16 protein-coding genes and 1 tRNA gene are annotated in these 14,631 nt (G+C 65.1%); 9 read left to right on the top strand and 8 right to left on the bottom strand.

All coding sequences use genetic code 11. The annotated features are described in order from the left end of the window. Positions 1-6: 6 nt before the first annotated feature. On the bottom strand, positions 7-1,038 hold the full coding sequence (locus ACTTAI_RS01340) for a LacI family DNA-binding transcriptional regulator (protein ID WP_444453686.1): 1,032 nt from the start codon (positions 1,036-1,038) through the stop codon (positions 7-9). A 302-nt stretch (positions 1,039-1,340) separates the two neighbouring features. Beyond that, positions 1,341-1,976, bottom strand: a complete 636-nt coding sequence (locus ACTTAI_RS01335) for a tyrosine-type recombinase/integrase (RefSeq protein ID WP_444453684.1) — start codon at positions 1,974-1,976, stop codon at positions 1,341-1,343. A 29-nt stretch (positions 1,977-2,005) separates the two neighbouring features. Here ACTTAI_RS01335 and ACTTAI_RS01330 point away from each other — a divergent pair, with 29 nt between their 5' ends. Continuing rightward, on the top strand, positions 2,006-3,010 hold the full coding sequence (locus ACTTAI_RS01330) for a tyrosine-type recombinase/integrase (RefSeq protein ID WP_444453682.1): 1,005 nt from the start codon (positions 2,006-2,008) through the stop codon (positions 3,008-3,010). 82 nt (positions 3,011-3,092) lie between these two features. Here the strand turns inward: ACTTAI_RS01330 and ACTTAI_RS01325 are convergent. Then, a tRNA-Arg gene (locus ACTTAI_RS01325) sits at positions 3,093-3,169 on the bottom strand. A gap of 180 nt (positions 3,170-3,349) precedes the next feature. On the opposite strand from ACTTAI_RS01325, the gene ACTTAI_RS01320 reads away from it, so the two are divergent. Next, entirely contained in the window at positions 3,350-4,021 is a 672-nt protein-coding gene (locus ACTTAI_RS01320; RefSeq protein ID WP_444453680.1) for a helix-turn-helix domain-containing protein, read from the top strand. A gap of 214 nt (positions 4,022-4,235) precedes the next feature. After that, the gene (locus ACTTAI_RS01315) at positions 4,236-5,015 is read left to right on the top strand and encodes a hypothetical protein (protein ID WP_444453679.1); all 780 of its coding nucleotides are present in this window, start codon (positions 4,236-4,238) and stop codon (positions 5,013-5,015) included. On the opposite strand, the gene ACTTAI_RS01310 is transcribed toward ACTTAI_RS01315, so the two are convergent. The 3 genes from ACTTAI_RS01310 to ACTTAI_RS01300 all read right to left on the bottom strand — a co-directional run bounded on the left by ACTTAI_RS01310 (position 4,911) and on the right by ACTTAI_RS01300 (position 8,168). Next, a complete protein-coding gene (locus ACTTAI_RS01310) occupies positions 4,911-6,080 on the bottom strand; it encodes a terminase TerL endonuclease subunit (protein ID WP_444453677.1) in 1,170 nt (389 codons plus the stop codon). The genes ACTTAI_RS01315 and ACTTAI_RS01310 overlap by 105 nt on opposite strands. Positions 6,081-6,132: 52 nt before the next feature. Then, positions 6,133-7,539 (bottom strand): DHA2 family efflux MFS transporter permease subunit, encoded by a 1,407-nt coding sequence (locus ACTTAI_RS01305; RefSeq protein ID WP_444453675.1) that lies wholly within the window; start codon positions 7,537-7,539, stop codon positions 6,133-6,135. 167 nt (positions 7,540-7,706) lie between these two features. Next, positions 7,707-8,168 (bottom strand): hypothetical protein, encoded by a 462-nt coding sequence (locus tag ACTTAI_RS01300; protein WP_444453673.1) that lies wholly within the window; start codon positions 8,166-8,168, stop codon positions 7,707-7,709. A 150-nt stretch (positions 8,169-8,318) separates the two neighbouring features. On the opposite strand from ACTTAI_RS01300, the gene ACTTAI_RS01295 reads away from it, so the two are divergent. The 6 genes from ACTTAI_RS01295 to ACTTAI_RS01270 all read left to right on the top strand — a co-directional run bounded on the left by ACTTAI_RS01295 (position 8,319) and on the right by ACTTAI_RS01270 (position 12,805). Then, positions 8,319-8,597, top strand: coding sequence for a metal/formaldehyde-sensitive transcriptional repressor (locus ACTTAI_RS01295; RefSeq protein WP_444453671.1), 279 nt, complete (start codon positions 8,319-8,321; stop codon positions 8,595-8,597). An 8-nt stretch (positions 8,598-8,605) separates the two neighbouring features. Further along, positions 8,606-9,568, top strand: coding sequence for a CDF family Co(II)/Ni(II) efflux transporter DmeF (gene dmeF, locus ACTTAI_RS01290; protein ID WP_444453670.1), 963 nt, complete (start codon positions 8,606-8,608; stop codon positions 9,566-9,568). Positions 9,569-9,714: 146 nt separating this feature from the next. After that, positions 9,715-9,984, top strand: coding sequence for a FeoA family protein (locus ACTTAI_RS01285; protein WP_444453668.1), 270 nt, complete (start codon positions 9,715-9,717; stop codon positions 9,982-9,984). After that, entirely contained in the window at positions 9,981-10,229 is a 249-nt protein-coding gene (locus ACTTAI_RS01280; RefSeq protein WP_444453667.1) for a FeoA family protein, read from the top strand. Before ACTTAI_RS01285 ends, ACTTAI_RS01280 begins: the two co-directional genes overlap by 4 nt. Beyond that, the gene (feoB, locus tag ACTTAI_RS01275; protein WP_444453665.1) at positions 10,226-12,559 is read left to right on the top strand and encodes a Fe(2+) transporter permease subunit FeoB; all 2,334 of its coding nucleotides are present in this window, start codon (positions 10,226-10,228) and stop codon (positions 12,557-12,559) included. The genes ACTTAI_RS01280 and feoB overlap by 4 nt, the downstream gene beginning before the upstream one ends. Before the next feature lie 9 nt (positions 12,560-12,568). Next, positions 12,569-12,805, top strand: a complete 237-nt coding sequence (locus ACTTAI_RS01270) for a FeoC-like transcriptional regulator (protein WP_444453663.1) — start codon at positions 12,569-12,571, stop codon at positions 12,803-12,805. Here the strand turns inward: ACTTAI_RS01270 and ACTTAI_RS01265 are convergent. Further along, positions 12,784-13,563: a heme ABC transporter ATP-binding protein gene (locus ACTTAI_RS01265; RefSeq protein ID WP_444453662.1), complete on the bottom strand. Its 780-nt coding sequence runs from the start codon at positions 13,561-13,563 to the stop codon at positions 12,784-12,786. The genes ACTTAI_RS01270 and ACTTAI_RS01265 overlap by 22 nt on opposite strands. 3 nt (positions 13,564-13,566) lie before the next feature. Beyond that, positions 13,567-14,631 (bottom strand): FecCD family ABC transporter permease, encoded by a 1,065-nt coding sequence (locus ACTTAI_RS01260; protein WP_444453661.1) that lies wholly within the window; start codon positions 14,629-14,631, stop codon positions 13,567-13,569.

The raw sequence follows: 14,631 nt of genomic DNA, 5'->3' as shown, positions 1-14,631 counted from the left end.
CCGCCCTTACGGCTTGCGGATCGTGTCGCCGAACTGGATCACCGGCTGCAGTTCGACCACCTCGCCCCCGGCCGAGGTCTTGCCCGATTGCGCCGCGACGATTTCGGCCGCCTTGCGCCCGATCTCGCGCCGACAGGCATCCATCGTCGCCAGCCGCCGCGGCAGACCGTCCAGCAGCTCGACGCCGTTGAACCCGGCCAGACCCAGCCCGCCCGGCACATCGAAGCCCTTCTCAAGGCAGTAAAGCAGCCCGCCCGCGCCGATCATGTCATTCGAGTAATAAAGGAAATCAATGTCCGGGCTGCGCGCCAGCATCGCGCCTGTCATCTCGCGCCCCTTCAGAAGCGCTGAACCGCCGGAATAGAATTCGGTATCGTGCAGCACGACGCCAGCCTGCGCCAGCCCTTCCGAGAACCCTTCAAGCCGTTTGCGGGCACGGTGATCCTCGGGCATCTTGGTGCCAAGGAACCCGATCTTGCGATAGCCCGCGGCAATGATCGCCTGCGCCATCTGCAGCCCGGCGCGGCGGTGCGAGATACCGACAACCGAATCGACGCCCTCGCCATCTACATCCATGATCTCGACCACCGGCACGCCCGCATTCTGCAGCATCGCCCGCGCCGTCGCGGTATGTTCAAGCCCCGCGATGATCACCCCCGAGGGCCGCCACGACAGCATCTCGTAAAGGACGGTCTCTTCCTTTTCGGGCGAATAGTCGGTGACGCCCACGACCGGCTGCAGCCCGGTATCCTCAAGCTCGGTCGAAATCCCCGACAGAACTTCGGGAAAGACCAGGTTCGACAGCGACGGGATGATCACGCCCACCAGATTGACCCGCTGCGAGGCCAGCGCGCCCGCGATCTTGTTGGGCACATAGCCGAGCGTCCGCGCGGCCTCGAGCACTTTTTCCCGTGTCGCTTCCGACACATCGCCCCGGTTGCGCAGCACGCGGCTGACCGTCATTTCGGAAACCCCCGAAGCCTCGGAGACGTCACGCAGGGTCAGGCGACGGCGGGAGTCGTTGGGCGAACGGGCCAAGGCAGGTCCTTTCCATGGGAACGCTATCAGATAGCGTCAAACATTTCGCTTGTGCAAGTCGAAGCGCATCCGTATGTTATCGCTAACGGTGCAATCGGGTGCAAATCCGGGCGCAATCGTTCAACCTCGGCAGCGGCGATCCTTCCTCAGCCGCCGGGGAAGCGAAGGGGGGAGCGGTGGGCCAATACGCTCCCCCTTTCCCATTGTGTGGGCGCAACCGCCTGCTTTGATTGCCTTCTGCATCTAGCCTTCTCCGCCTGTATCGTTTTTCGTATCACGTCGCCGTTTCGTTCCGTATCCGTTCACCACCGTTTCTCGCGCGCGCTCAGGGCGCGCATAAGCTGCCGCGCCTCGCCCGCATACTTGCGTATCATGGCCTTGGAGGTGTGACCGGAGTAGCTTGCAATCTCGTCATCATCGCAGCCCGCAAGCGCCAGCTCCTGCACTCCGGTGTAGCGCAGCGCGTGCAGGTCGTGGGCTTCGACCCCCAACCGCCGCCGCTCCTTGAGCATGATTTCCGCCACGTCCTTGTAACGCAGCCGCCCTCCCCTAGCCCCGCACAGGATGGGCGCATCGGCCGAGGCATCTACCGGCCGCACCGCATCAAGAGCCGCCCTGAGCGCCGCCGTGCAGGGCAGGGTGAGGGCAACCCCGGTCTTGCCTTGCACGATGCGCAGCGTGTCGCCGTCATAGGCCCCCCAAGTGAACCGGCACCAATCGGCCGGGCGCTGGACGGTGCCCACGCCGACCTCAAAGATCAGACGCGGAAGCGGCAGCGCCTCGGCCCGGAACTTCGCCACCGCCTCGGGCGTCCAAGGCAGATGCGGCTTTTGCTTCGCCTCCGGGATCTTGCCCTTGCGCAGCCCCTTCACCGGGTTGTGCCGCATCAGAACGGCATCGTCTTCGACTACCCTCGCGTGCAGGGTGAAAGCGGACACAGCGCCAACCCCTTTGCCCCGGTGCGCAGGTGACCAAAAACCGGCCCTATCTCCGTTCCAAGTTGCGCCGTGGCCGTTGGTTCCACACCTACCGGCGCGGCGACAAAGAAATTTCGTTGGAGGTTCATGGGCTGCATCCTACCAACCCGAAAGTTTTTGCCGCCTATTGTGCGGCACATGCCCGCTGGGAGGATCGGCCCGCAGACACACCGACACCCAAAGGCGGAACTTTCGCTTGGGCAGTTGATCTCTATCAGGCTTCGCCCCAATGGGAAGCATTGGCGGCTTCCACGCGCAAGAGCCGGTCATCCATCTTTCGGCGGTATGTCGAGGCCCAGGGCGGGCGCTATCTGACCGACATTCGAGCAGAAGACCTTGAAGCCTATCTCTACTCTGTCGGTGGCCATGCCGCCGTGAACGAACTGAAGGCGCTTAAGCCGGTCTTTGCCCATGCAGCTAAGTTGCGCTTCATTGCGGCCGATCCGACGCGCGGCTTGAGGCTCGACCGCCCCTCTTCGGATGGCTTCCGCACTGCTGATGCAGATGAGATTGAAGCCTTCCAAAAGCGTTGGCCCGTGGGCACGACGGAACGTCTGGTGTTTGACCTGGCGCTTTATACCGGCGCCGCCCGTGCGGATTTGGTGAAGTTGGGGCGCCGAAACATCAAGGATGGAATTCTGACCTACCGGCGCCAAAAGTCCAAGGTCGAGGCGAATGTGCCTGTTACCCCAGAGCTGCGCGCCGTTATCGAGCGGACTGCGGACATATCCCCGGCGTTCATCCTGAACCGCAAGGGAAAACCCTACACGGCCGAGAGCTTGGGCAACCTGTTCCGCGATGCTGCGACTGCGGCCGGAATGGTGGCCCGGCTGCACGGTCTGCGTAAGGCCTTTTGCGTCTACTGGGCAGAGAAAGGCGTCTCTACCCATCAAATCGCGGCCATGGCCGGTCACCTCACCCTTGGCGAAGTCGAGCGATACACCCGCGCTGTTGACCGACTCAAGTTGGTGAAACTTCTCATGGTGGAAGCATGAAACGGGACACGCAAGCCCAGAAACGGGACACGCAGGAGCAAGCGACTGATTTTCTTCCGATTTCCGGCGAAAATCGGAAAATTGGCGACCCCGAGTGGATTCGAACCACCAACCTGCCCCTTAGGAGGGGGCTGCTCTATCCAGTTGAGCCACGGGGTCGTATCGGCTTTTTGCGGGCATCGGCGCGAAAACGCAAGTCACCTCGCGCAATGGGAAAGGGGGAGCGTATTGGCCCTTCGGAACAAAGCCGTTCCGGGTCAGTGCGAAGCGCCCATTTTTCGTATCGGGACGAAAACAGAACGAGTCAGGAACATGATACGCCGCTGAACCGGGGCGATCATGGCTAAAGTCGTCCACCTCAACGGCCAGCGGCCGGGCGGGTGGGCGAAGGGGCGGTGGGATTGGATGCGGCAGGTTCGGCGCTGTGCCGACCTGTCACCGATGGCCCGCCTTGTCGCGCAATCGCTGGCGCAAGGGTTCTCGAACGCTGAAACAGGGGAGTGCAGACCCGGGGCGCAAGCCTTGGCCGAGGACTGCGCAACGAGCGTCAAGACGATTGAGCGCGTCTTGCGTGAGCTTGAGCTTGCCGGATGGGTCGAGCGTCTGGGCGGAAATGCGCCCGGCATTCGCGCGGCCATTCGCTTCCGCTTCCCCAATGAGCCGGAAAACCCGCGCCGCTTCGCTGGGTCTGAACACCCCTCAGATTTGAGGGTGACACCCCTCAGTTCTGAGTTTCCCCCCAGACCCCCCTATAAGGATCAACCAAATATGAACCAAAAAGACGGGCGTCACCCGGTGGCGCAAATCCGCGGTCTTCCCATGCCCAAAATCTCCACCGTGTTGGTGCCTTTCGGAAGCGAGCAAGAGGCAGAGTGGAACGCATGGCTGCAAGCCCGGGGTTTTGCCCGTCTCGGGGTGATCGGGCACGCAATGCCGGGCGGGTGGCTCATGCCGTTGGTGCGGGCACCGATCAACAGCAACATCGTCGTCACTCACGCGTCGGCGAGCTGAGCCTGACCCCGGGGGGGGTGGTTCTGGACTTCGACACCCTCATGGGGACCGGCGCGGGGTAGTGCGCGTTAGATTTGCGGTAATTGGAGATTTTCGGGGATGATCTGCACGCTTGAGCAACTGAAGGAAGAGCTTGCGTTCTCGGATGGTCGAAGCCAAGCGGCAGCTTGCGCTTGCAGATGCGATGGCGGCAACGGATACGACGCTGACGAAGATGTATGACGATCTGCGCGCAAACAACCGCGAGACGTTTTCGGAGCTGGCACGGCTCTTCGATATTCCGCTGAGTGCAGCGCGGAAGGTGACCAATGCGCTAGACGATGCAATGGCCGCGGTAACCTTCGAGGACAAGGCTGCGGCTTTGACCCGTCTGCGGACTGAGCTTGAAGCCATTCCGGGCGGTATCGATCTTTCGGACAAGGCGCAGCGCGAGTTCTATCAGTCCATCGTTTCGAGCGAAGAGGCGATGAAAGAGCTTGCCGCATCTGCGCCGCGGGCCGGTTGGCTTGCGGCGGCGATTGACGGCGCTTCGACGCTGGCTGGAAAGCTTTGGGAGGCGGCGGCGGCGCGAGCTGCGGCAGTGTCTGATGCTGGTGGCCTGACGACGATGGATGACGAGCGCGGTTCGCAGCGCGGTCAGGTTGGAAGCGCCACAATCTACAATCGGCAGCAGGCGGCGCGCAGCTCTGGCGGCGGTCGTCGGCGTGGCGGCGGGAGAGGCCGCGGCGGTGCAGATCGGGCGATCGAGCGCTTGCTTGCGGATCTGGAAACCGAACGCGAGGTGGTGGCGGCGTGGTATCAGGAAAGGTTTGTGTTGCGGTGCCGAATGCATTCACCGCGCTTGCGGCTTCGCGCTCAATGGAAATCCGCAGATCCATTTTTCCGGCATTCATGCCCATATCACCCTCGCTTTCGATTTCGGACGCCCAGCGATGCGCGCCCCTTCTGCGACGGCCAGCACCGATGCGGCCGCCGCGTCGATCCGGCCGTTTGACCGGGCTTTCGCCAGCTTCAGGTTGTTCGCCGGGTCACGCAGGCAGACGGCATCCGAGAAAGCGGACCACAGAAGCAACGACGGCCGGGCAAGAACCTTCCCGTCAAAGACGGCGCGGCGGAACCGTTCGCAGTCTTCGCCACCTTCGCGGAACCCCTGGCCTCGCCAGACCAGGGGCGCGCGGATGCCCGCCCGGCCCAGGCCCTCGGCCAGCTCGGATTGCTTGTATCGGTCCATCGTGATGGCCGCGATGGATTGGCCCTCAACGTGCTTGACCACCTCGGCAAGCCAGGAAGCGACGGGCACCGTCTTGTCGCCCATCACGGACAATTCGCCCCGGTCCTGCATCTGAACGTAACGGTCGCCCACCGCGTCCACCTGGCCGCGATCTAGAAGCGAGGGCGAAGCCGGGAACGTGCCCAGGCATTCGAGCCGCCCGGTTTCGGGCCAGTAGAACGCCGCCGCCGTCATGGACGCAGAGCCGCCCAGGTCGATCCCGATCACAACCGGGCCTTCGCGCGGCGGGAGGTCGGAAGTCTCGCAGGAAAGCCATTCGTCCATGGTCACGAGAAGGTCGCGGTTTTCGCCGCTCACCCGTTCGTTGCGATTGTAAAGGCGGAAGGAAGTCAGGCTTGAGCCACCCCGCGCAATCGCCCGCCCGGCCTGGCCCACAAGCCAATCAATGTCGGCCCCGATCCCATGCGCCGAACCGGGGTTGGCAATGATCAGCGAGGCGCGATCATCGGCCGGAAGGCCAGGCGGCGGCCGGTGTTCCTGGACGTAGGAGCCGGGCAAGGGCTCGTCGATCCACTTGGAAAACGGGTGCGTGTCGTCGGCCGCAGAAGTGCTGATGATCAGGGTACGGCCGCCCCGCTTGCCCAGGCCCGACAGAAGCGCGGCCTCGAGTTCGCCGCCCTTGTCCAAGGCCCAGTGGCCCCGTTCGTCCAAGAGGCACATGGTCGGCGCAGAGCCAAGGGCAGACTTGCCGTCAGCCGCAATGACGCGCAGCACATGACCGCCGCCGTCGCCCTCAAACTCGATTTCCAAACGCGGGGCGCAGGTCAATGCCTGATCCGCTTGTAGGTGCAGTGCTGCAAGCCGTCCGGACGCCTTTGGCTCAACGCGCAGGGCGGCGCTTGAGCATGCCGCCACCGGCATCCCGCGCAAGTCGCGCGAAGATCGGGGCCGAGAGCAGCGCGACCGCCGCCATCAGAATGAAAACCGGGGCGAAGTCGGTGGCGGAAAGCGTTGCATGCCCGCTCATCGCCTGCATTCCGGTCAGACCAAAAGCGGCGACGGTGATGCCGATGGAGCCAGAGAGCTGTTGCAGCACCGAATTGAACGAGGTGGCAGAGCTCATCCGCGCGGCGGGCACCTCGGCATAGGCGATGGCATTGATCGCGGTGAATTGCAGCGACCAGCCGACGCCCGCGACGAACAGCGGCACGACGATCAGCACCCAGGGCGTCGTGGCGGTAAACAGGATCGGCAGCAGCATCAGCACGGCGGAAATCGCCGCATTGGCGATCAGGACGCGGCGGAAGCCGAAACGGTCGAGGATGGGTTTGGCGACGAATTTCATCGTCATCGCGCCAAGTCCTGCGGCAAAGGTCAGGGCGCCCGACTGGAAGGGCGTCATCGCGAAACCGATCTGGAACAGCAGCGGCAGCAGGAAGGGCCGCGCCCCGGCGCCGATGCGGAAGAAGGTGCCGCCCAGCGCCGCGATCCGGAAGGTCGGGATGCGCAGAAGGCCAAGATCGACGAGCGGTTCCGCCACCTTGCGCGCATGGGCGACATAGGCGGCGATGAGCAGGCCGCCGCCCAGCGTGAAGCCCGCCATCCAGAGCGGCGAGGACAGGTTGAGCCCGGCAAGCGTGACCCCGGTCAGCACCGCGCCCAGACCTGGGCCAAGCAGCAGGAAGCCGCGCAGATCGAACGGCCGGGGGGGCTCGGCGGTGACCTGCGGCACGAACAGGCTGACCAGCACCATTCCCAGCGCCGCAATCGGGATGTTGATCCAGAAGATCCAGCGCCAGTCCCAATAGGTGGTGATGAAGCCACCCAGGAGCGGCCCCAGCACCGGCCCGATCAGCGCGGGCACGGTGAGCCAGGCGAGCGCGTTGACCAGCTCGCTGCGCGGCGTCGTGCGCAGAACGATCAGTCGCCCCACGGGCACCATCATCGAGCCGCCGATGCCTTGCAGGATGCGCGCGGCAACGAGCGACTCGAGCGAGGTGGCTGCCCCGCAGGCGATCGACCCGGCGGCAAAGACCGCGATGGCAAGGCGAAAGATCGGCCGCGCGCCAAAGCGGTCGGCGGCCCAGCCCGAGGCCGGAATGAAGATCGCCAGCGCCAGCATGTAGGAGGTCAGCGCCAGTTTCAGATGGATGGGCGAGGTGCCCAGATCGCGGGCGATCTCGGGCAGGGAGGTCGAGATCACGTTGGCGTCGAGCGTCTCCATCAGCAGCGCGACTGCCACGATCAGCGGCATCAAACGGGCACGGATCTGCGCGCGCAAGCTCATCCGCGCCGCTCCTCTGCATCGGGAGGGGTTGCGCCTGAGCCTCTCATTCTCACCTCGTCGTCTGGCACGGTTCTCACCGCTGACGGGCCTCTCTAACCGCTCTGACCAGGCTTCGGAATGGCTATTTCAACGCCCCGCCGTCACAAGGTCGGGCAGGTGCACCGGCGTCACGAGCGAACCGTTGCCGGTGCGGGCAAGAGTTTCGACAGGCGCCCCGCAACCAGAAGCAGGCCGGTGGTGTCGTTCGCCTCGCACAGCAGGAATGCCAGACGTTCGGCCTTTTCCGTCTCCGCGCGGGACACGAGGGAGATGATCTGCAGAAATTGCGTCTCGTGGGCGGTCATCATCGCCGCACAGCCGCGGCAATCGGGATTGGAAAAGCGAAAGATCGAGCGGCGCGAGCGCCCCATCTGGTCCAGCATTTCGGCCAGGGCGGCAAAGACCTGCGGTCCCTCGGCCATCCCCCAGACCGAAGAGGCCATCGCCAGTCCGCGTTGCCAGCTGTGCCGCTCCGGCGCGATCTGGCTTTGGATCTGCAGTCGCAGGATTTGCAACACCGTCCATGCGGCGCTTCCCGAGGCGGGCGCGGGGGCAAAGGCGTTGCGGGAAGAGCAGCCGGGATGGGACATCGACAAGCCTTTCGAAAGGGGAAGGAGGTGCCGTGCACAAGGCTGGGTGCAGAATAGTTGACTGTTTTACTATGCAAAGTCAAGCGCCGGAACTTGCGATCCCGCGCAACACATGATACCCATACCCCTATAGCTATCTGAAAGCCAATCATGTCCCACCTGAACCAGCCCGAAGACAAGACCGCCCTGCTGTCGCGCATCCGCCGCCTCAAGGGCCAGATCGAAGCGATCGAACGCGCCGTCGAGACGGATCGCGACTGTGGCGACATCCTGCATCTGGTCGCCTCGGTCCGCGGGGCAGTCAGCGGCCTGACCGCGGAACTGATCGAATCGCATCTGGCCCATCACATCCGCGAGGTCGACGACCCCGAGGCGCGCAAACGCGGCGCAGAGGAATTGTCCAAGGCGCTGCGGATCTATCTGAAATAGAGGCACCCATGCACGATCACGCAGAACATCCGGCCGCGTCATCCCGTCTTGCCGGAATGGCGGCCCCGCACGAGCATGTCTTTCTGGGCACGGATCATGACCGCAACGCCCGTCGCACACGTCTGGTGATCGGCATCACCGCGGCGATGATGGTGGCCGAGATTGCCGCAGGAACGGTGTTCGGCTCGATGGCACTGGTGGCGGATGGCTGGCACATGGCCACCCATGCGGCAGCGTTGTCGATCACCGCCGCCTCCTATGCCTATGCGCGCAAGCACGCCCGCAATCCGGCTTTCAGCTTCGGCACCGGCAAGATCGGCGATCTGGCGGCCTTTGCCAGCGCGGTGGTGCTGGCCGTGGTGGCGGCGCTCATTGGCTGGGAAAGCCTGTGGCGGATGGCCAATCCGGTGGGCATCGACTTCACCCAGGCGATCCTCGTGGCGGTGATCGGGCTTCTGGTCAATCTCGGCTCGGCGGTGCTCCTGCACGAGGATCACCATCATCATGGGCATGCTCACGATCACGACCATCATCCCCACCATTCTCACGGCCATGACAGCAACCTGCGCGCCGCCTATCTGCATGTGCTCGCCGATGCGCTGACTTCGGTTCTGGCGATTGCGGCGCTTCTGGGCGGGCGGATCTGGGGCTGGGTCTGGCTTGATCCGGCCATCGGTCTCCTGGGCGCCGTGGTCATCGCACGCTGGTCCTTCGGACTGATGCAACAGGCGGGCGGCGTGCTGGTCGATTACATTCCGAAAGACGAACACCTGCCTGCCGAAATCCGCGCGGCTCTGGACCCGGTCGCGAAGATCACCGACCTGCATCTGTGGCAGCTTGGACCGGGGCAACATGGCGCCATCATCGCCCTTTGCACCGATCATCCGCACCCCCCCGCCACCTATCGGGCCCGGCTCGCGCATCTGCACGAACTCGCCCATGTCACCATCGAGGTGAACCCGGCCGCCTGAAGGCCGGGTCAAATTCCCACAGTTGGCACGAACCTCGCATCCGGCTTTTGTCGGCCTTTGACCTCTGCGCGCTTTTGACCCATACTATTTCGGTCAGGAATAACGCAGTTCTTGACTTATCCAGTCAGATTAAGCGAGGCAGCCGGATGACCATGGCCTTTCACCCCGATCTGAAGGCTCTGCCTTTGGCGATGGCGCCCCTTGGGGTGGCGCTTGAAGTGCAACGCCTGTCCGGCTGCGGCGATTTTGCGGCGCGGATGCTGGCGATGGGAATCGGACCCGGGCGGGTGATCCGGTTGCTTCAACGCGAAGGCAGCCATGTGGTGCTGGCCGTCGGCGACAGCCGCTTCGGCATCGGCCGCGGCGTGGCGCAAAAGATCATGGTCACCGAGGCCCGGACGGGGGATCTGAAATGACCATTCAGCTCAAGGACATGAAGGTCGGCACCCGGGGCCGGGTGGTGCGTCTGGCGGGCGGCGCGGGCGGGTATCGCGCGAAACTCCTGTCGATGGGGCTGACCCCCGGCGCCGAATTCACCGTGCAGCGGGTGGCGCCAATGGGCGACCCCGTGGAAATCGCCCTGCGCGGCTTCCGTCTGACCCTGCGCAAGGCCGAGGCCGATGCCCTGCAGGTTGAAATGCTGTCGGAGAAGGCACAATGAAGAAACTGATCGTCGGCACCGTCGGCAACCCGAACTGCGGCAAGACCACCCTTTTCAACGCATTGACCGGCGCCCGGCAACAGGTCGGCAACTGGCCCGGCGTCACCGTGGAACGCAAGTCGGGCAAGTTCCGCGACGGCACGACAGAGGTCGAGCTGATCGACCTGCCGGGCACCTATTCGCTGGATGCCTCCGAGGGGGATCTGTCGCTGGATGAACAGATCGCCCGCGATTTCGTCGCCGCACGGGAAGCCGATGTGGTGCTCAACATCGTCGATGCCTCGAACCTCGAACGCAACCTGTACCTGACCGCGCAACTGCTGGAGATGAAGGTTCCGGTGGTGCTGGCAGTCAACATGATCGATATCGCCGAAAGCCGCGGGTTGAAACTGGATCTGGCAGCGCTTTCGGAAAGTCTGGGCTGCCCGGTTTACGGCGTCGTCGCTGCCGAAGGCCGCGGGGTTCCGGCGCTGAAAGCAGGCCTTGCCGCGCTCGGCCACGAGATCGTCCAGCCACGCCGCGCCAGCTTTCACGCCGCGCCAGTGCAGGCGGCGGTCACCGCCCTGCGCCCGCTGGTCGAGCCGCTGGCCACCGCACGGGGCGTTGAAACCGATTGGGCGGCGCTCTCGCTTCTGGAAAGCGACAGTCTTCTGGGCGACACGCCCGAACCGGCGCTGGTTGCCGCCCTGACGAAGGCGCGCCAGGATCTGACGGAGAAACTGGGCGAAGACATCGACATCGTGCTGGCCGATGCCCGCTACGGCTTCATCGGCACGGTGATGGCGGCCACGATCCGCGATCAACGCCGGGTGTCGGAAACCACCTCGGACCGGATCGACCGCGTGGTTCTGAACCGCATCGCCGGGGTGCCGATCTTCCTTGCGCTGATGTATCTGATGTTCCTCTTCACCATCGACATCGGCGGCGCCTTCATCGATTTCTTCGACATCGCCGCGGGGGCCATTTTCGTCGACTGGCTGGGCAACACGCTGACGGCACTCGGCAGCCCCGACTGGCTGCGCGAGATCATCGCCACCGGCCTTGGCGGCGGCGTGCAGACGGTTTCGACCTTCATCCCGGTCGTCGTCTTCCTGTTCCTCTTCCTCTCGGCGCTGGAAGATTCGGGCTACATGGCCCGGGCGGCCTTTGTGATGGACCGCGCGATGCGGGCGATCGGCCTGCCCGGCAAGGCCTTTGTGCCCTTGATCGTCGGCTTTGGCTGCAACGTCCCCGCTGTCATGGCCACCCGCACGATCGAGCGCCACCGCGACCGACTGATGACGATCCTTATGGCCCCCTTCATGTCCTGCGGCGCGCGGCTGCCGGTCTATGCGCTCTTCGCGGCCGTGTTCTTTCCCGGCCACGGCGGGCTGATCGTGTTCAGCCTTTACATGGCGGGGATTGCCGTTGCGATCCTGTCGGGCCTCGTGATGAAATCGACGCTGCTCTCGGGCCCCGTCACCCCCTTCGTGATGGAACTGCCGCCCTATCACGTGCCGACGCTGAAGGGCGTTCTGATCCGCACCTGGGAAAAGACCCGCAACTTCGTGACGCAGGCGACGAAGATCATCGTGCCGATGGTGATGGTTCTGAACGTGCTGAACTCGATGGGCACGGATGGCAGCTTCGGCAATGCAGACAGCCGCAATTCGGTGCTGAGCTCGATCGGTCGGACGATCACGCCGATCTTTGCCCCGATGGGCATGACCGAAGAAAACTGGCCCGCCGCCGTCGGCGTCTTCACCGGCATTCTGGCGAAAGAGGCCGTCGTCGGCACACTCGATGCGCTTTATGCCGAAGCGGGCAAGGCCGATGCCGCCGCCGCGTCCGGGGCCGAGGAAGAAGCCCCGGCCGAGGCCGAGGCGCCCTTCAGCCTGTCCGCCGCGCTGGGCGAAGCCGTTGCCACCGTGCCCGCGAATCTGGGCGATGCGCTGGCGAACTGGACGGACCCGCTGGGTCTGGGCGAGATCGAGGCGCAGGCGGGGGCGAATGCCACGCCGACCGGTCAGGCGATGCTGACCCGCTTTGACGGCGCCGCCGGGGCCTATGCCTATCTGCTCTTCATCCTGCTTTACTTCCCCTGCACCGCGGCGCTGGCGGCGATGGTGCGGGAAGCCGGCATGGGCTGGACCGTCTTCGTGGCAAGCTGGGCCACGGCGGTGGGCTGGATCCTTGGCACCGGCGTCTATCAGGCGGCGCGCTTCAGCCTGCATCCCGGCGCCTCCTCGGCCTGGCTTGTCGGTCTCGCAATCGTCTCGGCGGCGATGTTCGGCGGGCTCAGGTTCTGGGCAAACCGGGCTGACCGCGCCCGCACTGTCGCAGCCGAATAGGTGACAAAGATGGCCCTGCAAGACATTCAGGATTACGTCGCCAAGATGGGCAAGGCGAGCCTGCGCGATCTGAGCCTGCATTTCGGATCGTCCCCCGAGGCGATGCGCGACATGGCCGGGCGCCTTGTGCGCAAGGGACGGCTTGCCCTCGCAGTGGAAGAAGCCGCCTGCTGCGGTTGCAAGTCGAAGGACGGCTGCGCCTCGTCCGAATATTACTGCCTGCCTCAGCCCAGCGATGCGGCCTGAGGCAGGAGCCACACCCCCTTGCGCGGGGCGGTGTTGAGGCAAAGCTGACAACGATAAGCCCGTGACAGAAGCGGTGCCGTCATCACCACTTCCGGCGGGCCAAAGGCTGCAATCCGGCCCGCCTCCATCAGCACCATCCGGTCGGCATGCATCGCGGTCAGATTGAGATCGTGCATCACGGCAACCACGCCCCCGCCCGAATCGGCAAAGCGGCGCAAGACCGCCATCACCTGCAGCTGATGCCCGATGTCGAGCGCCGCCACCGGCTCATCGACGAAAAGCCAGGCCGGGCGGCCGTCTGCGACCGGCTCCCAGACTTGCGCGCGCACCCGCGCCAGATGACCGCGCGCCTGCTCGCCCCCCGACATGTCCTGAAAGAAACCGTCGATCCTGGAGGCCAGACCGACCTCGGCCAGCGCCGCCTCGACCACACCCGGCCGGGTCGCACTGGCCCCCGCCTGATGGCCCATCGTCACGACTTCGCGCAGGGTGAAGGGAAAGCCGACGGTGCTCGCCTGCGGCAATACCGCCCGGCGCTGTGCAAGCGCGCGCGGTGAAAGTTGCGCTACCGGTTCGCCCTCCAGCAAGATTACCCCGCCACCCGGCAGATCGCCGGTCAGGCGGCGCAGCAGCGTCGTCTTGCCCGATCCGTTCGGCCCGACGATGGCGGTGATCTGACCCGGCCGGGCCTCGACATCGAGGTGGTGCAGAACCTCGCGGCCTCCTAGTCTTGCAGTGATATCTGTCGCAATCAGCATGGCTCAGATCTCCACGATGGCACGGCGGGCGAGCAGGATCCACAGGAACACAGGCGCGCCGATCAGCGCCATGATGATGCCGATGGGAAGTTCAGAGGGGGCCACGACCAACCGCGCGACGGTATCGGCGGCAATCAGCAGCGCCGCACCGAAGAGCGCCGAGAGCGGCAAAAGCAGCCGGTGCGAGGGCCCGATGGCAAGGCGCAGGATATGCGGCACGACGATGCCCAGAAAGCCGATCCCGCCCGAGACCGCCACCGCCGCCCCGGTCATCGCCGCGACCGACAGGATCGCCCCGCGTTTCACCCGTTCGACCGGCACGCCCATGTGGTGCGCCACCGCCTCGCCCAGCGCCATCGCATCCAGACCGCGCGCCAGAAAGGGGGCCAGCGCCAGCCCGGCGATCAGGATCGGGGCCGCTGCGGTCAGTTTGAGCCAGTTTGCTCCGGCAAGCGAGCCAAGGCCCCAGAAGGTCAGGTCGCGCAACTGATTGTCATCGGCCAGAAAGATCAGGATGCCGGTCACCGCCCCCGCCAGCGCACCCAAAACGATCCCCGCCAGAAGCAGTGTCGCGATCGAGGTTTGGCCCCGCAGGCTGGCGATACGAGCCAGGATCAGCACCGCCGCCCAACCGCCCGCGAAGGCGGCGAGCGGCACGACATAGGGCCCGGTGGCGGCACGGAACGCCGCAGGCAGAAGGCCGCCCAGAACGATGGCGGCGACAGCCCCGAGCCCCGCACCAGCCCCCACGCCCACCAGCCCCGGATCGGCCAGCGGATTGCGAAAAAGCCCCTGCATCAGCGCACCGGAGACCGCCAGCGCCGCGCCGACAAGCGCCCCCATGAACAACCGCGGCAGGCGGATGTCGAACAGGATCGCCCGCTCGACCGGAGAGAGATCGCGGGTCAGCGGTTCCCAGGGCAAAAGCCCAGAGGCGCCAAGGCTCAGACTTGCCGCCGCCGCCAGCGCAAGGGCCAGCATCAACGCGCCCGCAACCAGCGGCACGGGCAGCCGATGCGGCAGCCCTGCCTTGCGGTGGCGCGGCGCGGCGAGCGTCGTTTCGGCCAT

The organism is Rhodobacter capsulatus (assembly GCF_052363175.1).
Lineage (GTDB): Bacteria > Pseudomonadota > Alphaproteobacteria > Rhodobacterales > Rhodobacteraceae > Rhodobacter > Rhodobacter capsulatus_D.
This window is presented reverse-complemented; position numbering and strand designations above follow the sequence as displayed.